The sequence below is a fragment of the Hyphobacterium indicum genome, assembly GCF_003129605.1.
Classification (GTDB): Bacteria; Pseudomonadota; Alphaproteobacteria; order Caulobacterales; family Maricaulaceae; genus Hyphobacterium; species Hyphobacterium indicum.
This window is the reverse complement of record NZ_QBDX01000001.1, coordinates 850,426-871,728: the sequence shown is the minus strand read 5'-3', so window position 1 is coordinate 871,728 and position 21,303 is coordinate 850,426. Positions and strand designations below refer to the sequence as shown.

The window sequence follows — 21,303 nt, the reverse complement described above, 5'->3', positions numbered from 1 at the left end:
GATCATCGGCCAATGCCATGCTGGTGAGGAGTGCGCCCAGCAATACAATAAGGGCGGTGCGAATGCCGTGTACCATGATACCCCAAGACTATCCGTAATTGCATTGTCAGTTTGCGGGAATCCGGAAAGACTTCAAGTTTAATCCCCAAGCCCGGCGAGCAGGGTACCGGCCATGGCACATTCATCATTCGACGGCTGGGATCTGCCAGCGCCTTTCATTCACCGGATTACGGCCAACCGCGAAGACGAGGATGAATTCGGGCATGTCAATAATGCACGCTATCTGATCTGGGCGGACGAAACAGCCTGGGCGCACTGGGATGATGACGTGCCGGAACATCCGCGGGCCGAGTTTGTCCGCTATGAGCACGGCATGGCGATCGTCCGGTCCGAATGCGATTATCTGGGGCATTGCCATGCGGGCGACACGCTCGATTGCGCCGTATGGATCACAAAATCGGATGGCCGGCTTCGCGCCGAACGCCGCTATCAATTCCGACAGGCGGATAGCGGACAGACCATCTTCCGTGCCCGCATGGATCTGGTCTGTTTCAAGTTGCGCACAGGGCGTCCGGCGCGGATGTCGCCGTCGCTGGTGAAACACTACCGGGTTGTGCCGGAGATTACTGCGGCGCTCATGACGGAAAGTTTAGGCAAGCGCGATTGATGCCCTGTCTCCCAAGACTATAGTGCCAGGAGATTCATTCCAGGGGTTTGTCACGTGAATATTTTTGCCCGTCTGGCTACGGCCAGCCTGTTTGCCTTCCTTCCGGCCACGGCCTGTGCCCAGTCTTCGGATGAGGCTTTCATTCCCGATATTCCATCGGAAAATATCGAAGCCCATATCCGCTTTCTCGCGCACGACGCGATGGCCGGCCGCGCATCAGGATCAAACGGCTATGCCATTGCCGCGAACTATGTCGCCTCGCAATACCGGCTGATCGGGCTGGAACCTGCCGGCGATAATGGCGGTTATTTTGCCGAGGTTCCCATGCAGATCGTTACGCCGGTGGCGGATGCCGGAACGCTGGTGATCGGCGAAGGCGAGAACGCGGTCGAACTGGTCAATGGCGAGGGTCTGATCATCTCTGCCCATCCGGTGCTCGACGAGTCAGCTGTAACGGCGGAGGTCGTTTTTGTCGGCTATGGCCTGTCCATGCCGCATCATGATTATGATGATTATGAAGGCGTCGATGTGGAAGGGCGTATCGTGGCCTATTTCGGCGGGGCACCGGACATCATGCCGTCCGATGAGCGTTCTCACCAGCAACGGGCCTCGACCAAGAGGGAAACCGCCGCGGCGCACGGCGCCATCGGCTATATCCAGCTATCGGCGACGCCTGAAGCGCAATATGCCGGTTTTGCAGGCCGCCTGGTGGCCAATACGGACATCATGCTGGCCCCCGCCGCAGCCGAGCCGGCCTACAATCAGTTGCAGGTCGCCGCCGGCGTCGCTCTGGAAGGCGCACAAGCACTGTTTGCCAATTCGGGCACCACTTTCGAGGAAGCCGCCGAGCGCCTGCAATCCGGCGAGCCCGCCTCCCTGCCTCTCAACATCACGGTGTCCATGACGCAGCAGACAAGCCGCGAATTGTATACCGACCACAATATCGTCGGCATGATCCCGGGTTCCGATCCGGAGCTGGCGGACGAGATCGTGGTATTGACCGCCCATCTGGATCATATTGGTGTGACCGATGCGGACGGCGTTTCGACAACTGGCTGCCGCTCCAACAATGTAGAGGACCGGATCTGCAATGGCGCCGTTGATAATGCGTCCGGCTCCGCCATCATGCTGGAAACCGCACGCACCTTCATGCAGACCGGCGCACCGCGCCGTTCCCTGCTGTTCGTGGCGCTGGCCGCAGAGGAGCAGGGCCTGCTGGGTTCGGAATATTTTGCCACCCGCCCGACTGTTCCCGCCGAAGCGATGGTCGCCAATGTCAATCTCGACATGCCGGTCATTGTCTATGAGTTTGACGATGTCATCGCTTTCGGGGCCGAACGCTCCTCTCTGGGACCGATTGCAGCACGCGCTGCGGCGCGCCATGGCGTGACCATCAGCCCGGATCCGATACCGGAACAGAATCTGTTTGTCCGTTCGGACCACTACAATTTTGTGCGCGAAGGCATTCCCTCGGTATTCCTCATGACGGGGTTCTCCTCGCCTGATCCGCGCTGGGATGAAGGGGAAGGCTTCATGGGCTTTCTGAACACCCATTATCACCGTCAGTCGGATGAGCCGGACAGTGACGAGGAAATGGTGATCCTCTACGAACAGGGCGCGAAATTCGCCAATATCAATTTCCTGATCGCGCGCGAAATTGCCAATAATGACGACGCTCCGGCGTGGAATGAAGGGGATTTCTTCGGCGAATTCTACGGTGCCAATCGCTAGGGAATTCTTCCTGACAATCAAATAGCAGGCGCGCGGCGTTCCAAACGCCGCGCGTTTTGTTTATATGGAAGGGCAAAGGGCACAGGACAGGACATGAATCTGGCTTACGATATTCAGGCAGACGGTGCCGACGAGTTGTCGCGCGATGGCCGCATCAAGCTGCACGGCGAGGAAGGTTTTGCGGGTATGCGCAAGGCCGGACGGGCGGCGGCGGCCACGCTGGATCACATCGTGTCCATGGTCCAGCCGGGTGTGACGACCGAGGAAATCGACGACGCCGTGCGCGAATTCATGTTCGCGCAAGGCGGGGTTCCGGCAACGCTGGGCTATCGCGGCTACACGAAATCCTCCTGCACCTCGATCAATCATGTCATCTGCCACGGTATTCCAGGTCCAAAGCCCCTGAAAGACGGGGATATCCTCAATATCGACGTCACCATCCTGCTGGATGGCTGGCATGGCGATACGTCGCGCATGTTCATCGTCGGCGAACCGCGCCGCAAAGCCGAACGCCTTGTTGAAGTGACCTATGAAGCCATGATGGCCGGGATTGCCGAGGTGAAGCCCGGCGCAACGCTGGGCGATGTCGGGGCGGCGATTCAGCAGGTGGCCGAAGCCAATCGCTGTTCCGTAGTGCAGGATTTCTGCGGCCATGGCATTGGCCGCCTGTTCCATGACAGCCCGAATGTGCTGCATTATGGCCGCCGGGGCGAAGGCGTCGAGCTGAAGCCGGGCATGTTCTTCACCATCGAGCCGATGCTGAATCTGGGCCGCCCTGATGCGAAAGTGCTCGCCGATGGCTGGACCGCCGTGACACGTGACAAGTCCCTGTCGGCGCAGTTCGAACACTCGGTGGGCGTGACCGAAGACGGGGTGGAAATCTTCACCGCATCGCCCGCGGGCCTGGATTGCCCGCCCTATACAGACTGAGGCATGGCGGAAAAGGCGTCGCCACCCCATCATGCAGGGCATCGCGACCGCCTGAGAGCGCGGTTTGCCAAAGCGGGCGGAGACGCCCTTGCCGATTACGAGCTGCTGGAACTCTTCCTGTTCCGCTCGATCCCGCGCCGCGATGTCAAACCGCTGGCCAAGGACCTGATTGCGCGTTTTGGCGATCTGGGCGGCGTCGCGGCTGCGCCGGTTCAAGCACTGACGGACATCAAGGGCGTCTCAGAAAAAACGGCGATTGATCTGAAACTGCTGCAGGCCGCTTCGGCGCGTATGGCGTTGGAGGGCGCGCTGGACCGGCCGGTGATTTCCTCCTGGTCGGCGCTGATCACCTATTGCCGCACCGCCATGCAGCATGAACCCGTCGAGCAGTTCCGGGTGCTGTTTCTGAACAAGAAAAACCGGCTGATGGCGGATGAAGTCATCTCCAGAGGCACTGTCGATCAGGCGCCTGTATTCCCGCGCGAAGTGGTGAAACGTGCCCTCGCCCATGAAGCCAGCGCCATCATTCTGGTGCACAATCACCCGTCGGGAGACGTGACGCCATCAGGTGCGGATGTGGAGATCACCAAAACCATCGTCGATGCCGCGAAACCGTTCAATATCATCGTCCACGACCATCTCATCATCGGCCGGGAAACCACGGCGAGTTTCAAGAGCCTGGGGTTGTTGTGAGATCCTCCGGTCAAGCCGGAGGAAGACGCGGTGGAAGCGGATGACACGGTGGAAGCGGATGAGGCAGTGGAAAACGGCGGGCCATTCATCATCGGCCGCTTGCGGCCCTCCCCGGCGCCGCCTAACAATCGCGCATGACCTTCAAGAATTACTTCACTCATCTGGAATGCTCGGCCACGGGCGAGCGCTATGAAAAAGACCGGCCGCAGAATCTGTCCGCCGCCGGAAAACCCCTGCTGGCGCGCTATGATCTAGCGAAAGCCAAAGCCGAGATCGACCGGGACGAAATCTGGGCGCGCGGCGGCGGTTTCTGGAAATGGCGCGAGCTGCTGCCGGTCGGGAATGACCGTGATGTCCTGCGCCTTGGCGAAGTCGACACGCCTCTGATCGACATTCCGGTCTCGGCAAAATCTGCGGGCGCAACAGGCCGCGTCATCGTCAAGGATGAAAGCCGCCTGCCGACCGCCAGCTTCAAGGCACGTGGCCTGGCGCTGGGCGTTTCGATGGCGAAGAGTTTCGGCCTGAAGAGGCTGGCCATGCCGACGGCGGGCAATGCCGGGGCAGCAATGTCGGCCTATGCGCGGCGCGGCGGGATGGAAGCTTTTGTCTTCTGCCCGGAGGATGCACCCGAGGTGAACATCCAGGAGACCTGCCTGCAGGGCGGCAAGGTGTTCCGCGTCAACGGGCTGATCCATCATTGCGGCGCGCTGGTCGGCGCGGGCAAGGAGGCGATGGGCTGGTTTGACCTGTCCACGCTGAAAGAGCCCTATCGCGCCGAGGGCAAGAAAACGATGGGGCTGGAACTCGCCGCCCAGCTGGGCTGGCGGCTGCCGCAGGCGATTTTCTATCCCACGGGCGGCGGTACCGGCCTGATCGGCATGTGGAAAGCCTTCGACGAGATGGAGCAGCTCGGCTGGATCGGCCCGGAGCGCCCGAAAATGTTTGCGGTGCAATCCACCGGCTGTGCGCCGATAGTGAAAGCCTTCAATGACGGCGCGGACCATGCCGAGGAATGGCTGGACGCCGACACGATGGCGGCCGGGATGCGGGTGCCGAAAGCGGTGGCCGACTTCCTGATCCTGCGCGCCGTGCGGGAAAGCGGCGGTGCGGCGCTGGCGGTCACCGATGAACACATCCAGCAATGCTGGCACCGGATCGGAGCGGAAGACGGCCTGCTGATGGGGCCGGAAGGCTCGGCCACCTATGCGGCCATGGAAATCGCCATCGCCGAAGGGCTGATTGAACGTGATGCAGACGTCGTGCTCTATAATTGCGGGTCGGGCCTGAAATTCCCGATGCCGGATACATCCCGGCGGCTGGACCGCCATAGCGAAATCGATTGGACATCCTTATGACCCAGGCCGAAAAAGCCCGCGCCTTCCATGCCCTGCACAAGAAAGGCGAGCCGCTGGTGCTCTACAATATCTGGGATGCGGGCAGTGCGAAGGCCGTGGCCGAGGCCGGGGCAAAAGCCATCGCCACCGGCAGCTGGTCAGTCGCGGCGGCGCAAGGTTATGCGGACGGACAGGCCCTGCCGCTGGATACGCTGCTGGCCATTGCCGCGCGGATCACCGCCTCGGTGGACCTGCCGGTCAGTATCGATTTTGAAGGTGGCTATGCGAAGCGGCCGGAATTTCTCGCCCCCAATATTGCCGGCCTGATTGCGGCGGGCGCTGTGGGCCTCAATTTCGAGGACCAGGTGGTCGGCGGTGACGGGCTGCACTCTATCGAGGACCAGGCGCACCGCATTGCCGCGATCCGCGCCGTCGCCGACGAGACGGGCATTCCGCTGTTCATCAATGCGCGCACGGATGTGTTCCTGAAATCCGATCCGGCCGATCATGCCAGCCACATGAAAGAGGCCACTGACCGCTGCGATGTCTATGCCGAGGCCGGGGCGAGCGGATTCTTCATTCCCGGCCTGACCGATCCCGACCTGATTGCGCGGATCTGCGATCACACCGATCTGCCGGTCAATGCCTATATGAAGGCGGGCGCGCCCGCGATTCCCGAAATGGCGAATCTGGGCGTCGCCCGGATCAGCCATGGTCCGGGTCCGTACCGTGAGGCGATGCAGGCGCTGACGGCGAGTGCGGGTGCCGTGTACGGCAGCTAGTTCTTTTTCTCCCCCCTGCTTGCGGGGGGAGTGCCCCGGATCGGGTCCGGGGCGAGGGGGGCGAATGGCGGGTGTCATTTTGCCCCCTCCGTTTCTCACTGCGTTCGAAACACCTCCCCCGTAAACAGGGGAGGAAAACCACCCTGCCCTTGACCTTCCCGCCCCTCCGGCGCATCACGCCGCCATCATATTGCATGGAGCGGCGCGCGCATGATCCCTCGTTATACCCGGCCCGAAATGGCGGCCATCTGGTCACCGGAAAACAAGTATCGCATCTGGTTCGAGATCGAGGCGCATGCCACCGACAAGCTGGCCGAGCTGGGCGTTGTGCCCGAAGCCGCAGCGAAGGCCGTCTGGAGAGCCAAAGGCAAGACGTTTGATGCCGGCCGGATCGACGCCATCGAGGCCGAGGTCAAACACGATGTCATTGCCTTCTTGACCCATCTGGCCGAACTGGTCGGCGAAGATGCGCGCTATGTGCACCAGGGCCTGACATCATCTGATGTGCTGGACACCTGCCTGGCTGTGCAGATGCGCGATGCCGCCGATCTGCTGCTGGACGGCATGGACCGGGTGCTGGCGGCGCTGAAAACCCGCGCAGAAGAGCACAAATACACCGCCTGTATCGGCCGCAGCCACGGCATTCATGCCGAGCCGACGACGATGGGGCTGAAATTCGCGCGCTTTTATGCCGAGTTTGCCCGTAATCGCGAGCGGCTGGTGCGAGCGCGCGAAGAAATTTCCACCTGCGCGATTTCCGGGGCCATCGGTACGTTCGCGAATGTCGATCCGGCGGTAGAGGCCCATGTCGCGGAGAAAATGGGTCTTTCCATCGAGCCGATCTCGACACAGGTCATTCCGCGTGACCGGCATGCGAATTATTTCGCCGTGCTGGGCCTGATTGCCTCGGCGATTGAAAATATCGCCATTGAAGTCCGTCACCTTCAGCGCTCGGAAGTGCGCGAGGCGCAGGAATATTTCTCCAAGGGCCAGAAGGGCTCCTCGGCCATGCCGCACAAGCGCAATCCGATCCTGACCGAGAATCTGACGGGACAGGCCCGGCTCGTGCGCATGGCCGTGGTTCCGGCGATGGAGAATATCGCCCTCTGGCATGAGCGCGACATCTCGCACTCGTCAGTGGAACGCGGCATCGGACCGGACTCGACGGTCCATCTGGACTTTGCCCTGCAACGCACCGCCGGCATGATCGAAAAGCTGATCGTCAATGAGGATCGCTGCCGCGAAAATCTGGAAGCCTATGGCGGCATCCATAATTCCCAGCGCATCCTGCTGGCGCTGACGCAGGCCGGCGCCTCCCGCGAGGACGGCTATCGTCTGGTCCAGCGCAATGGCATGAAAACCTGGGATGAAGGCGGGCGGCTGATGGATCACCTCAAGGCTGATGCGGATGTCAAAGGCTTCCTGTCGGATGAGCAGATCGAGGCCTGTTTTGACGAGGCCTATCACCTCAAACATGTCGACACGATTTTCGCGCGGGTGTTTGGCCACTAACCGGCAGGAGACGCAAAGTGGCCAAGCTCTACGAACATATCGACGACCGGATTGCCGACTTCATCCGGGCGCAGAAAATGTTTTTCGTGGCGACCGCCCCGTCCGGCAGCGAGGGCCATGTGAATCTGTCGCCCAAGGGGTATGACAGTTTCCGGATACTGGGCCCGAAAAAAGTCGCCTATCTGGATCTCGGCGGGTCCGGCATCGAGACCGTCGCGCATTTGCGCCAGAATGGCCGTATCACCTTCATGTTCTGTGCCTTTGAGGGCAAAGCCAACATTCTGCGTCTCTATGGCAAGGGGGAAGCGATCTGTTTTGACGAGCCGGGATTTGACGAGAAGCTGGCGCTGTTTCCGGACTTTCCCAAGGCACGCGCCATCATCACGGCGGATATCACCCGCATCCAGGATTCCTGTGGCTGGGGCGTGCCTTTCTACGAGTTTGCGGGCGAACGCGACCAGCTGATCCGCACGAACACCCATCGCAGCGACGAGGACTGGCGCGAGCGGCGCTATGCGAGCAATGCGGAATCGATCGATGGTCTGCCCGGGCTTGTCAAACCGGAGGATGACGCGTGAGTGATGAAGCCGAGATCCGCAAAGTGATCTGCGCCATCTATGCCATGATTTCCGGCCCGGCCGGTCCGCGCGACTGGTCGAAGCATTACGATTATTTTCATCCCGAGTGCCGGCAAATCCGCACCGGAGTCGATGAAAGCGGAAAGCCACATGCGACCATCATGTCGCCGGAAGCCTACCGGGAAAATGTCACGCCTTTCTTCAACGAAACAGCGTTTCACGAAATCGAGCTTGCCTGCGAGGTGCAGGTGTTCGGCAATATGGCGCATGCGTGGTCAAGCTATGAAGCCCGCAACGACCTGGATAGCGCCCGACCGGAGCGGCGCGGCATCAATTCCATCCAGTTCTACAGGGATGAAAGTGGCAAATGGCGCATCATCTCCATGATCTGGGACAATGAGCGGGAAGGCCTGAGCCTCCCCGCCAGCATGACCGGCTAGTCCGCCTTCGGTTTGACCTTGTGCACGCCCAGCATGTCGAAGACGGCCTTTTCATAGAAAGGCTCGCCGACGCCGCGCCTGATCTTGCCCAGGAAGTATTTCTCGAAGGCCACTTTCGCCAAATGGACCCAGCCGCCATCAGCGGACCAGTTCACATTGCGGGGCGGGATTTGCGGCATGGCCACAAAGGTGACACCGCCATCGCCGAAATCGGCGATGCAGACCGCATTCCAGGTGGCCTCGTTGCGTGGTTCCTTGCCATCTATCAGGGCACGGATGTTTTTCGCGGCCGCATGCACCATGGATTCGATCATGAAGCCGGTCTTGGGAACGCCCACCGGAACGGCATAGGTCTCGACCGGCGCTATGGCGACGCAGACCCCGACGGAGAACACATTTTTGAATGTCGGGTTCTGCTGGGTGTGATCGGCAATGACGAAGCCACGCGGATTGACCAGCCCCTCAATATCCCGAACCGCCTCGATACCGCGAAAAGCGGGCAACATCATGGAGTATTTGAAGGGCAGTTCGTGGGTCTTCGTGACCGAACCGTCGGCAGCAACCTCCTCGACATGCATAACACCGGCCTCAACCTTTTTCACGCGGGCCGAGGTGATCCATTTGATATGCCGGTCGCGCATCTCGCTTTCCAGCAGCCCCTTGGTGTCTCCGACTCCGTCGAGACCGAGATGGCCGATATAGGGTTCTGATGTCACGAAGGTCATCGGGACCTGGTCGCGGATTTTCCGGCGGCGCAGATCGGTTTCCATGATCATCGCGAATTCATAGGCCGGACCGAAACAGGACGCGCCCTGCACCGCCCCGACCACGATTGGCCCCGGATCCTCGACGAATTCGTCCCAGACGAGTTTGGAACCGGCGGCATGGTCGACATGACAGATGGATTGGGTGTGGCCGCCATGCGGACCCAGCCCCTCGATTTCGTCAAAGGCCAGTTCCGGTCCTGTGGCGATGACCAGATAGTCGTAATCAACCGAATCGCCATTTTCGAGGAGGACGGAATTCTTCTCCGGCTGAACCTTTTTTGCGGCTGCGTGGATGAAATCGATCTGCTTCTTCGCGAACATCGGCGCCAGCTCGACCTTTATGGCGTCCGGCTTTCGCCAGTCGACAGCCACCCAGGGATTGGACGGAGTGAAGTGAAAGGTCGGTGAATCACTGATCACCGTGACCTTGTCCTCCTTGCGCAGAACCTTGCGGGCCTCCAGCGCCATCGGGACGCCGCCAAGACCGGCTCCGAGAACAACGATATGTGCCATGATTTTCTCCCTTCAGCCGGATCAACCGGCCTGTTTATTATCTCGTCACTGCGTCTACGGCGCTGCAGAATTCCGCTTTGAGATGCGACAGCAGGCCGAAGCAGCGCGGGTCTGCGATGGAATAGAAGACCTGCAGCCCGTCTTTCCGGCCGCGGACCAGCCCATCCTGACGCATCTTTGCCAGATGCTGGGACATGGCTGATTGCGACAGATTCGCAATCGTTGTCAGTTCGGCCACCGTGGCCTCTCCCATCGCCAAGCGGCACAGGATCAAAAGGCGCTTTTCATTGGCGATCAGCTTCAGAAATCCGGCAGCTTCGCCAGCCTGCGCCTGCAATTCACGGATTGATGGGTCGACGATTGCGTTCATGTGCCTTCTTTCATTAGTTGACACTAAAATAGTTTTTACTAAATTAGATGTCAATTATATAGTTCTGATGACGGAGAAACCCATGTCTGCGCAGGAAATCAGCCCAAAGGCCGCTGCCGAAGCTCTGGAAAAAGGTGAAGCGATTCTGATTGATGTGCGCGAACCGGCGGAGTTTGCCGCCGAGCGCATTCACGGCGCCCTGCTCCACCCGCTCTCGACTTTTGATCCCAAGGCTTTGCCCATTGACGCCACACGCGAGGTCATCCTCCATTGTGGATCGGCCAAACGCTCCGGCGATGCGCTGGCCCGCTGTGCGCAAGCCGGTGTCCCCATCACCAGGCACATGGCGTCCGGCCTCATGGGCTGGAAGTCCGCCGGTCTGCCGACCGTTGCCGTTGATCCCGCGACCGGCCGCCTGGTCGATCCGCAGAAAGGCTGAGACTCATGTTCACCCCCCTCTTCCTAGCCCTTCTCCAGGCCACATCGGTGGAAACCCATACGGTCCGGCCCAGCGCCGTGACCGACGAAAAAGCCGTTTTCGCTACCGTAGAAAGCGTTGATGTGGTCAGCGCCCGTGCCCGCATTGGCGGGGTGATCGGCGAGTTGCGCGTGGACGAAGGGGATGCGGTGTCCGCGGGTGATGTAATTGCCGTTGTCGTGGATGACCGGCTTGTGCCGCAGATCGGCGCCGTCAATTCGACGGCCGCCGCCTTCAGCGCCCAGCTGGATCAGGCCCGCTCGGACCTGACCCGGGCGCAGGACCTGTTTGACCGCGGGATCTTTCCGCAAGCCCGTCTTGATGAAGCGCAGACGGCGGTGGATGTACTGGAAAACCAGCTTGCCTCGGCCCGGCAGGAACGCGCCGTCCTGGTGCAGCAATCGCGTGAAGGCGATGTGCTGGCCCCGATGACAGGCCGGGTGCTCGACGTGCCGGTCACAACCGGAACCGTCGTATTGCCCGGTGAGAGCATCGCCCTGGTCGCCTCTGACCTCTACGTCTTGCGGCTGATGCTGCCTGAACGGCATGCCCGCTCCATTTCCGAAGGCGATTCCATCCGTGTGGATGGTGCCGCGCTGACCGGCAATGTGTCGCCCACAGGCTTTATCCGGCAGGTCTATCCGCGCATCCAGGATGGCCGCGTCATGGCCGACGCCGTGGTGGAAGGGCTGGGCGATTTCTTCGTCGGCGAGCGTGTCAGGGTGCTGATCGCCGTCGATGAGCGGGACACGATTTTCATTCCTGCAGCCTTTATCGATACCCGATACGGGGTTGATTATGTGCGCGTCCAGACAGCAGACGAAGCCCCGCATGACGTCGTTGTCCAGCGTGGAGAGACACGTGGCGATGCGGTTGAAATTCTCTCCGGCGTGTCCGCCGGTGACGTGCTGGTGCAGCCATGAAGCTGGGCATTTCCGGAAACCTGACGCGGGCCTTTATCAATTCGCCGCTGTCGCCGCTGATCCTGCTGGCGTCGCTGGCCGTCGGCCTGATTGCGCTGATGACTATTCCGCGGGAGGAAGAACCCCAGATTTCGGTGCCCATGGTGGATGTGATGGTGCGCGCCGAAGGCTTGCGCGCGCCGGATGCCGTCGAACTGATCACCGAGCCGCTGGAAGCCATTATCGGCTCCATCCGGGATGTCGAACATATCTATTCGCAGACCGAAGACGATCAGGTGATGGTCACCGCCCGCTTTGAAGTCGGTACGGATTTCGATGATGCCATCTTGCGGGTGCATGAAGAAATCCGCGCCAATTATGCGCAAATGCCACTGGGCATTCCCGAACCCCTGATCGCCGGGCGCGGCATCAGTGACGTGGCTATCGTCTCTCTCACTCTCTCACCCTCACCGGAAACGGCGGAGCGCTGGGACGACAATGCGATCTTCAATGTGGCGGAGGAATTGCGGTCCGCGCTGATGAATGTCGAGGATGTCGGCCAGACCTATATAGTGGGCGGGCGCGCCGACCAGATTCGGATCGAGCCCGATCCCGAACGCCTGTCGCAATATGGCGTGACCCTGCAACAGCTGGCGGGACGTCTGGCCGAGGCCAATCGCTCCTTCCCTGCAGGCAGTGTCACCGCACTTGATGAGACCCGCACCATCGCCGCCGGGCAAACCCTGCAGGACGGGCCGGATATCGGCCTGCTCCTGCTGACCACGCGCGATGGCCGCCCGGTCTATGTGCGCGATGTCGCGGATGTCGTTGTCGGGGCCGCACCGGCGGATGCGCGCGCCTGGAATCTGACCCGCGAGGGCCATGAAGGCGGCTGGACACGAACCCCGGCTGTCACGCTCGCCATCGCCAAGCGCGAGGGCGCGAATGCGGTGGTGGTGTCGGAGCATATCCTCGAGCGGCTCGAACTCCTGCGCGGCGATCTCATCCCGGATGATCTGGTCGTCACCATCACCCGAAATTATGGCGAGACCGCCAACGAAAAAGCCAACGAGTTGCTCTTCCATCTCGGACTGGCAACGATCTCCATCGTTTTGCTGGTTACCTTCGTGATCGGCTGGCGCGAAGGCCTGGTGGTGCTCGTCGTCATCCCGACCACGATCCTCTTGACCCTGTTTGCTTCAAATCTGATGGGATTCACGATCAACCGGGTGTCGCTGTTCGCCCTGATTTTCTCGATCGGCATTCTGGTCGATGACGCCATCGTCGTGATCGAGAACATTGCGCGGCACTGGGCCATGGATACCGGGAAGTCACGCGTTCAGTCGGCGATTGAAGCCGTCGCAGAAGTCGGCAATCCGACCATTGTCGCCACGCTGACCGTGGTGGCGGCGCTCTTGCCCATGCTGTTCGTGTCCGGCCTGATGGGGCCGTATATGGCCCCGATCCCGATCAACGCATCGGCCGCCATGATCTTCTCCTTCTTTGTGGCCGTCATCCTGACGCCGTGGCTGATGAAGGTGATTGCCGGCCGCCGCAAGCATGCGGGCGGTCATGCGGCACATGAAAGCGAAGGTGTGCTCGGACGATGGTATCGCCGCGTTGCCAATCCGGTCATCAAGTCCCGCAAGAGTGCCTGGACGTTGCTGATCATTGTGGGGATTCTGACCGCGCTTTCCATGACGCTGTTCTTCACCCGCACCGTCACGGTCAAACTGCTGCCGTTTGACAACAAGTCGGAATTCCAGGTCGTTGTGGACCTGCCCGAAGGCGCGACGCTGGAACGCACCGAGCGGGTGCTGATGGAAGCCGCCGAGCGTTTGTCTGCCCTGCCCGAGGCCACCACAATCCAGGCCTATGCCGGGACAGCGGCGCCATTCAATTTCAACGGTCTGGTCCGGCATTACTATCTGCGGGCCCGGCCGGAACTGGGCGATCTACAGGTCAATCTGGAAGCCAAGCATCACCGTGACCGCTCCTCTCACGAGATTGCGCTGGAAGCCCGCGAACTGCTGGCGGATCTGGATGTGCCGGAAGGCACGGTGATCCGCGTCGCGGAAATTCCGCCGGGTCCGCCCGTGCTTGCCACGCTGCTCGCGGAAATCTACGGACCGGATGCCGATACCCGCCGGGCCGTGGCCAGCGAGGTGCGCGCTGCGTTCAATGACGTGCCCTATATCGTCGATATCGACGATAGTTTCGGCACGCCGCGGCCACGCCTGCGGATCGCGATCGATCAGGAAAGCCTGGAATTCTTCCGGGTTCAGCAATCGGATGTCTATGACACGATCCGGGCGCTGTTTGAGGGCATGCCGGTAGGATATTCCCATCGCGGTGAGGGCCGCAATCCCGTCGAGATAACGGTGCAATTACCCGATAGCGGCCTGAACTGGAGCGAGCGGCTGGCGTCCACGCCGGTGCCAGCCAACACCTTGCCCGGATCCCGCGAGATTGCCGAGCTGGGCGATGTCGTCACGGTGACCGAAGAGGCCGGCTCCTATCCGATTTTCCGCCGCAATGGCCGCTATGCTGAAATGGTCATGGGCGAGCTGGCCGGAGATTATGAAGCGCCGATCTATGGCATGATGGCTGTGGCTGACGCGCTGGAAAACCGCGAATGGTCAGACGATATTCCCCAGCCGGTTATCCGCCTTTATGGCCAACCCGAGAGCGATGCGGATGTCACCCTGCTCTGGGACGGGGAATGGGAGATTACCTATGTCACTTTCCGCGACATGGGGGCCGCTTTCATGGTCGCCCTGCTGGGCATTTATGTGCTGGTCGTCGCCCAGTTCGGATCGTTCCGGGTGCCGCTGATTATCCTCACGCCCATTCCGCTGACCTTTATCGGCATAATTTTCGGACACTGGATTTTCGGGGCCGCCTTTACCGCCACCTCGATGATCGGATTTATCGCGCTGGCCGGGATTATCGTCCGCAACTCCATTCTGCTGGTCGATTTTATCCGCCATGGTGCAGAGGCGGGTGAGCCCTTGCGCGACACGCTGCTGCGCGCCGGGGCGATCCGGTTCAAACCGATCCTGCTGACCGCCCTTGCCGCCATGATCGGTGCATCGGTCATCCTGACCGACCCGATATTCCAGGGCCTGGCGATATCGCTCCTCTTCGGCCTTGCGTCCTCTACCCTTCTTACCGTGCTCGTCATTCCCGCGATCTATGTGATCTTCAAGGATGCCGATGCCCCTTACACCCCGAAGACGGCCGAACCGGCTGCTTCAACCCCGCAAGGAGACTGACATGACTATTGGCAGAGCTGTGACCCTTTTTGCCGGCATCATGGTGCTGGTGTCGCTGGGACTGGCCTGGGCGTTCAGCCCCTACTGGCTGGCGCTGACGGCCTTTGTCGGCCTGAATCTGGTGCAATCCAGCTTCACCGGCTTCTGCCCGGCCGCAATGATTTTCAAGGCGATGGGCCTGAAAGAAGGCGGGGCGTTCAGCTAGCCTTCCGACATGATCTGCTGACGGGCGTCGGCGAGGAGCTGATCCATCTTCGTCCGGATGACGTGTTCGGAAACGTCGACGTCCGCCGCATCCAGATCACCCTTGACCTTGCGATAGACGTCCTCATGGCCGGCTTCCTCGAAGTCCGCCTTGACGACCGTCTTGGCATATTCCTGAGCCTCTTCGCCGCTTTTGCCCAGCTGCCCGGCAACCCAGAGCCCCAAAAGCTTGTTACGGCGGACAGTCGCCTTGAACTCCAGTTCCTGATCATGCGCGAACCGGCCTTCAAGTCCTTTTTCGCGATCGTCCATTCCGCTCATGCTGTGCTCCTTCGGCAGGCAGATATTACTGCTCCTCCGTTAGCTTGAGACGGTCCGTAAATCAATCATTCGCGGCGGCGCACATGACCGCATTGCAGCACGGCCCTGCGCAGAGTAAGTATGGGCTCTCTCAAGCGGCCCTGCGGATCGATTCGGGGCCGTTTGCTTTTTCGGACCATTGGTCCCGCGCATGGAGCAAGGCGATGGCACGCCGCAAGATGATCTACGAAGGCAAGGCGAAAATCCTTTACGAAGGACCGGAGCCGGGCACGCTTGTGCAGTATTTCAAGGACGATGCGACGGCTTTCAACAATCAGAAAAAAGCCACGCTGGAAGGCAAGGGCGTTCTGAATAACCGGATCAGCGAATTCATCATGATCGGATTGATGCGGGCGGGCATACCCACCCATTTTATCCGGCGGCTCAATATGCGTGAACAGCTGGTGCGCCAGGTCGAGATCATTCCGCTGGAAGTGATCGTCCGTAATGTCGCTGCGGGCTCGCTGTGCACACGGCTGGGCATCGAGGAGGGTTCTCCCCTGCCCCGCTCGATCATCGAATACTGCTACAAGAATGATGCGCTGGGCGACCCGCTGGTGACAGAAGATCACATCACGGCGTTCAACTGGGCCAGCCCGCAGGATCTTGACGACATCATCGCCCTGACCGTGCGGATCAATGACTATCTGACCGGCATGTTCGCCGCCGTCGGCATTCAGCTGATCGATTTCAAGATCGAGTTCGGACGCCTGTTCGAAGGTGATATGATGCGGATTGTCCTGGCCGACGAGATCAGCCCGGACAGTTGCCGCTTGTGGGATATCGAAACCAACGAGAAAATGGACAAGGACCGATTCCGCCGCGATCTGGGTAATGTCACCGAAGCCTATACCGAAGTTGCCCGCCGTCTGGGTGTGATCCGCGAATCAGGAACGATCACCAATATCGAAGAGGTCATGAAGTGAAAGCGCGCATCCACGTTTACCTGAAGCCCGGTGTTCTGGACCCGCAGGGTGCGGCCGTTGCCGGAGCCCTGAAAAATCTCGGCTTTGACGAAGTCGAGAACGCGCGTCAGGGCAAGCTGATCGAGCTGGACCTTGCCGGCGATGATGCTGAAGCCGCGAAAACCCGCGTCGAAGACATGTGCAAGAAATTGCTGGCCAATCCGGTTATCGAGAACTTCTCGATCGAGATGGTCTGAGGGCTGCGCGTCTTCATTATTGGCAAAGATTGTCAATCTCTGTCATAATTGCGCTTCATCAAAGGAGCGTATTATGGCGACCATGAACATTTCCCTTCCCGATGGCTTGAAGGCGTTTGTCGAACAACAGGCGGGCAATGGCCGCTTCGCCAATGTCAGCGATTATGTCCGCGACCTGATCCGCCGCGAACAGGAGCGCGCGGCCCAGCAAAAAGAACTGGAGCGCCTGATCCAGGAAGGCATCGACAGCGGTATGAGCGACAAGACGCCTGAACAAGTCGTGGCGGAGGCTCGCCAGGAAGCGATTGATCTTGGCTATCCGGACTGAACTCAGCACCCGCGCAGCCCGGGAGTTGCGTTTCATCTATCTGGAGAGTGCGCGATTGTTTGGCCGGCAACAGGCCGATATTTACATCGACTCCCTGCTTGGCACGATGACCGCACTAGGTAACTTCCCAGAGAGTGGCCGCGCTTTGAATGCCTCCGGTGATGTGCGCGTGGCTCCTAGCGGTTCGCATCGTTTAATCTACAAAATCGAGAGCAGATGTGTCCGTGTGTTGCGGATTGTGCACAACCGGCAACTTCAGCCGGAAATATGAATATGATCCCGCATCTCTGCTGATTCCCGGGGCTCGCTTTTGGTGAGCCGCATTGCTAAAGGCTGCGCCCATGAAATCCGCTGTCATTGTCTTTCCCGGTTCCAATTGTGATCGCGATGCCGCCATGGCGATCCAGAAGGTCACGGGCACCGCGCCGGCCATGGTCTGGCATCAGGAAACCACCCTGCCCGACGGCACGGAATTCGTGATGCTGCCAGGCGGGTTTTCCTATGGCGATTATTTGCGCTGCGGTGCGATGGCGGGGGTCTCGCACATCATCCCCGCTGTGAAGGCCCATGCCGAAGCTGGCAGGCCTGTGCTGGGCGTCTGTAACGGCTTCCAGATCCTGATCGAGACCGGGCTCCTGCCCGGCGCGCTGATGCGCAATGCCAGCCTGCACTTTGTCTGCGAGAAATCACCGCTTCGTGTGGAGAATGCCAATACGCGCTTTACCAGCGGCTATGCAACCAATCGCGATGTGGTGATCCCGATCGCCCACCATGACGGCAATTATTTTGCCGATGACGAAACGCTGGACCGGCTGGAAAGCGAGGGCCAAGTCGTGTTCCGCTATGCGCGCAATCCGAATGGTTCGGCGCGCGACATTGCCGGCATCACCAATGAGCGCGGCAATGTGATGGGCATGATGCCCCACCCGGAACGCGCCATCGACGCCGATCATGGCGGTACGGACGGCCTCGCTGTCTTTGAAAGCCTGCTGGGGAGTGCGTGAGATGAGCCAATACGCTGAAGGCATTACCCCCGAGATTGCGGCTTCGCACTTGCCCGCGGACGAATATGACAAGGCCGTGGAGATTCTCGGCCGGGCGCCGAATCTGGTCGAGCTCGGCATTTTCTCGGTCATGTGGTCCGAGCATTGTTCCTACAAGTCATCCCGAATCCATCTGAAGAAGTTTCCGACCACCGGCGAGAAGGTGATCCAGGGACCGGGCGAGAATGCCGGTGTCGTGGATATCGGCGATGGCCAAGCCTGTATCTTCAAGATGGAGAGCCACAACCACCCTTCCTATATCGAGCCCTATCAGGGCGCGGCGACGGGCGTGGGCGGCATTCTTCGCGATGTCTTCACGATGGGCGCGCGGCCGATTGCGCTGATGAATGCGCTGCGCTTTGGCGCGCCGGAGCATCCCAAGACGCGTCAGCTGGTTTCCGGCGTCGTGGCCGGTATTGGCGGCTACGGCAATTGCGTCGGCGTGCCGACTGTCGGCGGTGAGACCAATTTTCATTCCGGCTATAATGGCAATATCCTCGTCAATGCGATGGCGGTCGGCCTCGCCGATACTGACAAGATTTTCTATGCGCGCGGCGCGGAACCGGGGCAGCCGATTGTCTATGTCGGCTCGAAAACCGGCCGTGACGGCATTCACGGCGCGACCATGGCGTCTGCCGAATTTGACGATGAGAGCGATGAAAAGCGCCCGACGGTCCAGGTCGGTGACCCTTTTGTCGAGAAGAAGCTGATCGAAGCCTGCCTGGAACTGATGGAGACCGACGCCATCGCTGCTGTTCAGGACATGGGCGCGGCGGGTCTGACCTCCTCCTCCGTCGAGATGGCCGGTAAGGGCCAGGTCGGTCTATTGATGGACCTCGACAAGGTGCCCCAGCGCGAATCCGGCATGACGGCCTATGAGATGATGCTGTCGGAAAGCCAGGAGCGCATGCTCTTCATCCTGAAGCCGGGCAAGGAGCACATCGCCGAGGCCATTTTCCGGAAGTGGGAACTGGATGTCGCGACGATTGGCCGGACCACGGAAACTGGCCGCATGGTGTTGATGCACAAGAATTCCATCGTTTGTGATATTCCGCTCGATCCTCTGGCCGAGGATGCCCCCCTGTATGAGCGTCCGTGGAAGCGGGCCGAGCCGGAACCGGCCATATTCGCGGACGAGCTATCCCAACCGAAAGATTATGCCGAAGCGATACTGACGATGATGGTTTCGCCTGACCTGTCTTCAAAGGCGTGGATCTGGAAGCAGTATGACCGCCACGTCATGGCCGACACGGCCGCCAGCTCAGAAGATCCAGCGGACGCCGCAATCGTGCGCGTCCATGGCACGAACAAGGCGATTGCCATCACCACCGATTGCACGCCGCGCTATTGCGAGAACCACCCGGTCGAGGGTGGCAAGCAGGCCGTTGCTGAAGCCTGGCGGAATCTGACAGCGGTGGGCGCCGACCCGATTGCCATCACGGACTGCATGAATTTCGGCAATCCGGAAAAAGAACATATTATGGGGCAGTTCGCCGAATGCGTGGAAGGTATGTCGGAAGCCTGCCGTGTGCTCGATTTCCCGGTCGTTTCCGGCAATGTGTCGCTCTATAACGAGACCAATGGCTTCGCCATTCCGCCGACCCCGGCTGTGGGCGGCGTCGGCCTGATTCCTGATCTGTCAAAGCGCATGGGTTATGGATGTGTCGCGGCGGGCGACATCCTGATGGTTGTTGGCGACACTGAAGGCCATCTCGGTGCCTCCATCTATTTGCGCGTCATCGAGAACCGCGAAGACGGCGCCCCGCCGCCCGTCGATCTCGACGCTGAAAAGCGCCATGGTGATTTCGTTCGTACGCAAATCCGTGCCGGTCATATCAAGGCCTGCCACGACCTGTCAGACGGTGGTCTGGGCGCAGCCGCATCGGAAATGGCGATGGCGTCAGGTACCGGGCTCAATCTCGTGCATGAAGGCGATCTGCCGCTGCATGGCTGGCTCTTCGGCGAGGATCAGGCGCGCTATCTGCTTGCCGTCGATGAAGCGGCAGCAAAGGACATGCGCAAGGCGGCCAAGGCCGCGGGCGTGCCTCTGCACGTTATCGGCATTGCCGGCGGGGACGCTCTGACCATCAATGGCACGATCGAGGTCTCCATTGCGGACCTGAAGGCTGTGAACGAGAGCTTCATGCCGACCCTGATGGGCGAGGCGGAGTAGGCTTATTCCATCCCCGGTTTCATGAAGCGTCCATTCTCGTCAATGCGGGCTTCCTCCACCGCAGGCAATGCTGCCCGGTGTTCGGCCAGTTCTGCGGCAATCACGTCCAGCCTTTCGTCAAAATATACGACCGCGTTCAGCACTGTCCGGGCGTTGCCAAGGAAGAAGTCCTGCTGGACCACTTCGAACTCGTCCGTCGGCTGGTGATAATGCTCGTGAAAATCGACGCCATAGTAGATCCAGGGAATGCCTGCATCGTGAAACGCAGCATGGTCGTATGAATAGGTCCAGTCGCCGCCCGGGCCCCATTCCGGGCTGTCATAGCCCTGGATGAGCTGGACCGGCTCGGCGACCTCTATCGTGTCGATATGCTCGCGCAGGAACGGAAAGTGAAACGCGCCGGCCGCCGGGAGCTCGTTTTCCGCATTGATGGCCAGCATGTCGAGATTGATGTTGAGGACAACCCGGTCCGGGTTCACTGGCAAATCGGCGACCAACGCCCGCGCACCATTCAGCCCGTTTTCCTCGGCATCCAGCGCGGCAAAGATGATGGTGTGTTCCGGCGGATTGTCCCGCAGCGCTTCGGCAATTGCGATCATCGCGGCGACGCCCGAGGCATTGTCATCCGCACCATTACATATTTGACCACCGCAATTGCCCAGATGATCATAGTGGGCCGTCACGACAATCACCGGGCCGTTATCTGCCCCGCCTGATCCGGCATGATACCCGACAAGATTGATCCCTTGCAGCTCTTCAGCCGAGCGGCGCGGCGAATAGGTGAAAGCCTGTTCCCAGGTGTCACCGAACGCCATCAGACCCGACAGGAAAAACCGTTCGCTGATATAGGCGCGGGCATCAGCAGCGCCTTGGGTGCCAGTGCGCCGGCCATCCATCTCGTCCGTCGTCAAGGCACGCAGATCATCCAGCGCCTGCTCGGCATTGATATCCTGTGCAGACACCGGAAGGGTTGCAGCGAGCGCTGCGGCGAGTCCGATAACGAGATGACGCATGTTTTCCATACTCCACTGACATGGCAGATTTTGCAGAACGGTCTATAC

General features: G+C 60.3%; 23 protein-coding genes. 19 read left to right on the top strand and 4 right to left on the bottom strand.

What is annotated here, in order from left to right:
- Window positions 1-172: 172 nt before the first annotated feature.
- The 9 genes from DBR16_RS04335 (at window position 173) to DBR16_RS04295 (ending at window position 8,667) form a co-directional block, all read left to right on the top strand.
- Window positions 173-667: an acyl-CoA thioesterase gene (locus DBR16_RS04335; protein ID WP_109259979.1), complete on the top strand. Its 495-nt coding sequence runs from the start codon at window positions 173-175 to the stop codon at window positions 665-667.
- A 54-nt stretch (window positions 668-721) separates the two neighbouring features.
- Window positions 722-2,398, top strand: coding sequence for a M28 family peptidase (locus DBR16_RS04330; RefSeq protein ID WP_109259978.1), 1,677 nt, complete (start codon window positions 722-724; stop codon window positions 2,396-2,398).
- 93 nt (window positions 2,399-2,491) lie between these two features.
- On the top strand, window positions 2,492-3,328 hold the full coding sequence (gene map / locus DBR16_RS04325; protein ID WP_109259977.1) for a type I methionyl aminopeptidase: 837 nt from the start codon (window positions 2,492-2,494) through the stop codon (window positions 3,326-3,328).
- A 3-nt stretch (window positions 3,329-3,331) separates the two neighbouring features.
- Window positions 3,332-4,021: a RadC family protein gene (gene radC / locus DBR16_RS04320; protein WP_109259976.1), complete on the top strand. Its 690-nt coding sequence runs from the start codon at window positions 3,332-3,334 to the stop codon at window positions 4,019-4,021.
- A 134-nt stretch (window positions 4,022-4,155) separates the two neighbouring features.
- Entirely contained in the window at window positions 4,156-5,376 is a 1,221-nt protein-coding gene (locus DBR16_RS04315) for a threonine synthase (protein ID WP_109259975.1), read from the top strand.
- Window positions 5,373-6,137, top strand: coding sequence for an isocitrate lyase/PEP mutase family protein (locus DBR16_RS04310; RefSeq protein ID WP_109259974.1), 765 nt, complete (start codon window positions 5,373-5,375; stop codon window positions 6,135-6,137). Before DBR16_RS04315 ends, DBR16_RS04310 begins: the two co-directional genes overlap by 4 nt.
- 210 nt (window positions 6,138-6,347) lie before the next feature.
- Window positions 6,348-7,649, top strand: coding sequence for an adenylosuccinate lyase (purB, locus tag DBR16_RS04305; RefSeq protein ID WP_109259973.1), 1,302 nt, complete (start codon window positions 6,348-6,350; stop codon window positions 7,647-7,649).
- 17 nt (window positions 7,650-7,666) lie between these two features.
- On the top strand, window positions 7,667-8,227 hold the full coding sequence (locus DBR16_RS04300; protein WP_109259972.1) for a pyridoxamine 5'-phosphate oxidase family protein: 561 nt from the start codon (window positions 7,667-7,669) through the stop codon (window positions 8,225-8,227).
- A complete protein-coding gene (locus DBR16_RS04295) occupies window positions 8,224-8,667 on the top strand; it encodes a hypothetical protein (protein WP_109259971.1) in 444 nt (147 codons plus the stop codon). Before DBR16_RS04300 ends, DBR16_RS04295 begins: the two co-directional genes overlap by 4 nt.
- Here DBR16_RS04295 and DBR16_RS04290 read toward each other — a convergent pair.
- Together DBR16_RS04290 and DBR16_RS04285 are read right to left on the bottom strand one after the other, a co-directional pair.
- A complete protein-coding gene (locus tag DBR16_RS04290; RefSeq protein WP_109259970.1) occupies window positions 8,664-9,947 on the bottom strand; it encodes an NAD(P)/FAD-dependent oxidoreductase in 1,284 nt (427 codons plus the stop codon). The two genes, DBR16_RS04295 and DBR16_RS04290, sit on opposite strands and share 4 nt — an antisense overlap.
- A gap of 37 nt (window positions 9,948-9,984) precedes the next feature.
- Window positions 9,985-10,317 (bottom strand): ArsR/SmtB family transcription factor, encoded by a 333-nt coding sequence (locus DBR16_RS04285; RefSeq protein ID WP_109259969.1) that lies wholly within the window; start codon window positions 10,315-10,317, stop codon window positions 9,985-9,987.
- An 82-nt stretch (window positions 10,318-10,399) separates the two neighbouring features.
- Between DBR16_RS04285 and DBR16_RS04280 the strand changes: the two genes are divergently transcribed.
- From DBR16_RS04280 to DBR16_RS04265, 4 genes are read left to right on the top strand one after another with little or no spacing between them, the layout of a single operon-like run.
- A complete protein-coding gene (locus DBR16_RS04280) occupies window positions 10,400-10,756 on the top strand; it encodes a rhodanese-like domain-containing protein (RefSeq protein WP_109259968.1) in 357 nt (118 codons plus the stop codon).
- A 5-nt stretch (window positions 10,757-10,761) separates the two neighbouring features.
- Window positions 10,762-11,718, top strand: a complete 957-nt coding sequence (locus tag DBR16_RS04275; RefSeq protein ID WP_109259967.1) for an efflux RND transporter periplasmic adaptor subunit — start codon at window positions 10,762-10,764, stop codon at window positions 11,716-11,718.
- A complete protein-coding gene (locus DBR16_RS04270) occupies window positions 11,715-14,972 on the top strand; it encodes an efflux RND transporter permease subunit (protein ID WP_109259966.1) in 3,258 nt (1,085 codons plus the stop codon). The genes DBR16_RS04275 and DBR16_RS04270 overlap by 4 nt, the downstream gene beginning before the upstream one ends.
- A gap of 1 nt (window position 14,973) precedes the next feature.
- Window positions 14,974-15,177 carry a YgaP family membrane protein gene (locus DBR16_RS04265; protein ID WP_109259965.1) on the top strand — a complete coding sequence of 68 codons (204 nt, stop codon included), beginning with the start codon at window positions 14,974-14,976 and terminating at the stop codon, window positions 15,175-15,177.
- On the opposite strand, the gene DBR16_RS04260 is transcribed toward DBR16_RS04265, so the two are convergent.
- Complete coding sequence (locus DBR16_RS04260) at window positions 15,174-15,497, bottom strand: DUF1476 domain-containing protein (protein ID WP_109259964.1); 324 nt, start codon at window positions 15,495-15,497, stop codon at window positions 15,174-15,176. The genes DBR16_RS04265 and DBR16_RS04260 overlap by 4 nt on opposite strands.
- A gap of 203 nt (window positions 15,498-15,700) precedes the next feature.
- Between DBR16_RS04260 and purC the strand changes: the two genes are divergently transcribed.
- The 6 genes from purC to purL all read left to right on the top strand — a co-directional run bounded on the left by purC (window position 15,701) and on the right by purL (window position 20,242).
- Window positions 15,701-16,462 carry a phosphoribosylaminoimidazolesuccinocarboxamide synthase gene (gene purC, locus DBR16_RS04255; protein WP_109259963.1) on the top strand — a complete coding sequence of 254 codons (762 nt, stop codon included), beginning with the start codon at window positions 15,701-15,703 and terminating at the stop codon, window positions 16,460-16,462.
- Window positions 16,459-16,698 carry a phosphoribosylformylglycinamidine synthase subunit PurS gene (purS, locus tag DBR16_RS04250; protein ID WP_109259962.1) on the top strand — a complete coding sequence of 80 codons (240 nt, stop codon included), beginning with the start codon at window positions 16,459-16,461 and terminating at the stop codon, window positions 16,696-16,698. Before purC ends, purS begins: the two co-directional genes overlap by 4 nt.
- A 73-nt stretch (window positions 16,699-16,771) precedes the next feature.
- On the top strand, window positions 16,772-17,026 hold the full coding sequence (locus DBR16_RS04245; protein ID WP_109259961.1) for a type II toxin-antitoxin system ParD family antitoxin: 255 nt from the start codon (window positions 16,772-16,774) through the stop codon (window positions 17,024-17,026).
- On the top strand, window positions 17,004-17,297 hold the full coding sequence (locus DBR16_RS04240; protein ID WP_325050340.1) for a type II toxin-antitoxin system RelE/ParE family toxin: 294 nt from the start codon (window positions 17,004-17,006) through the stop codon (window positions 17,295-17,297). Before DBR16_RS04245 ends, DBR16_RS04240 begins: the two co-directional genes overlap by 23 nt.
- A gap of 70 nt (window positions 17,298-17,367) precedes the next feature.
- The gene (gene purQ, locus DBR16_RS04235) at window positions 17,368-18,030 is read left to right on the top strand and encodes a phosphoribosylformylglycinamidine synthase subunit PurQ (RefSeq protein WP_109259959.1); all 663 of its coding nucleotides are present in this window, start codon (window positions 17,368-17,370) and stop codon (window positions 18,028-18,030) included.
- Between the two features lies 1 nt (window position 18,031).
- The gene (gene purL, locus DBR16_RS04230; protein WP_109259958.1) at window positions 18,032-20,242 is read left to right on the top strand and encodes a phosphoribosylformylglycinamidine synthase subunit PurL; all 2,211 of its coding nucleotides are present in this window, start codon (window positions 18,032-18,034) and stop codon (window positions 20,240-20,242) included.
- 2 nt (window positions 20,243-20,244) lie between these two features.
- Here purL and DBR16_RS04225 read toward each other — a convergent pair whose 3' ends face one another.
- Window positions 20,245-21,255, bottom strand: coding sequence for a M20/M25/M40 family metallo-hydrolase (locus DBR16_RS04225; protein WP_161539405.1), 1,011 nt, complete (start codon window positions 21,253-21,255; stop codon window positions 20,245-20,247).
- Window positions 21,256-21,303 lie beyond the last annotated feature (48 nt).

What these genes read in the sequence shown, in the direction of transcription:
- DBR16_RS04270 (WP_109259966.1), top strand. Translation starts at nt 11,715, where the DNA reads ATGAAGCTGGGCATTTCCGGAAACCTGACGCGGGCCTTTATCAATTCG.
- DBR16_RS04335 (WP_109259979.1), top strand. Translation starts at nt 173, where the DNA reads ATGGCACATTCATCATTCGACGGCTGGGATCTGCCAGCGCCTTTCATT.
- DBR16_RS04315 (WP_109259975.1), top strand. Translation starts at nt 4,156, where the DNA reads ATGACCTTCAAGAATTACTTCACTCATCTGGAATGCTCGGCCACGGGC.
- DBR16_RS04290 (WP_109259970.1), bottom strand. Translation starts at nt 9,947, where the DNA reads ATGGCACATATCGTTGTTCTCGGAGCCGGTCTTGGCGGCGTCCCGATG.
- DBR16_RS04285 (WP_109259969.1), bottom strand. Translation starts at nt 10,317, where the DNA reads ATGAACGCAATCGTCGACCCATCAATCCGTGAATTGCAGGCGCAGGCT.
- map (WP_109259977.1), top strand. Translation starts at nt 2,492, where the DNA reads ATGAATCTGGCTTACGATATTCAGGCAGACGGTGCCGACGAGTTGTCG.
- purB (WP_109259973.1), top strand. Translation starts at nt 6,348, where the DNA reads ATGATCCCTCGTTATACCCGGCCCGAAATGGCGGCCATCTGGTCACCG.
- purQ (WP_109259959.1), top strand. Translation starts at nt 17,368, where the DNA reads ATGAAATCCGCTGTCATTGTCTTTCCCGGTTCCAATTGTGATCGCGAT.
- purC (WP_109259963.1), top strand. Translation starts at nt 15,701, where the DNA reads ATGGCACGCCGCAAGATGATCTACGAAGGCAAGGCGAAAATCCTTTAC.
- DBR16_RS04225 (WP_161539405.1), bottom strand. Translation starts at nt 21,255, where the DNA reads ATGCGTCATCTCGTTATCGGACTCGCCGCAGCGCTCGCTGCAACCCTT.
- DBR16_RS04280 (WP_109259968.1), top strand. Translation starts at nt 10,400, where the DNA reads ATGTCTGCGCAGGAAATCAGCCCAAAGGCCGCTGCCGAAGCTCTGGAA.
- DBR16_RS04310 (WP_109259974.1), top strand. Translation starts at nt 5,373, where the DNA reads ATGACCCAGGCCGAAAAAGCCCGCGCCTTCCATGCCCTGCACAAGAAA.
- DBR16_RS04260 (WP_109259964.1), bottom strand. Translation starts at nt 15,497, where the DNA reads ATGAGCGGAATGGACGATCGCGAAAAAGGACTTGAAGGCCGGTTCGCG.
- DBR16_RS04275 (WP_109259967.1), top strand. Translation starts at nt 10,762, where the DNA reads ATGTTCACCCCCCTCTTCCTAGCCCTTCTCCAGGCCACATCGGTGGAA.
- radC (WP_109259976.1), top strand. Translation starts at nt 3,332, where the DNA reads ATGGCGGAAAAGGCGTCGCCACCCCATCATGCAGGGCATCGCGACCGC.
- DBR16_RS04245 (WP_109259961.1), top strand. Translation starts at nt 16,772, where the DNA reads ATGGCGACCATGAACATTTCCCTTCCCGATGGCTTGAAGGCGTTTGTC.
- DBR16_RS04265 (WP_109259965.1), top strand. Translation starts at nt 14,974, where the DNA reads ATGACTATTGGCAGAGCTGTGACCCTTTTTGCCGGCATCATGGTGCTG.
- purL (WP_109259958.1), top strand. Translation starts at nt 18,032, where the DNA reads ATGAGCCAATACGCTGAAGGCATTACCCCCGAGATTGCGGCTTCGCAC.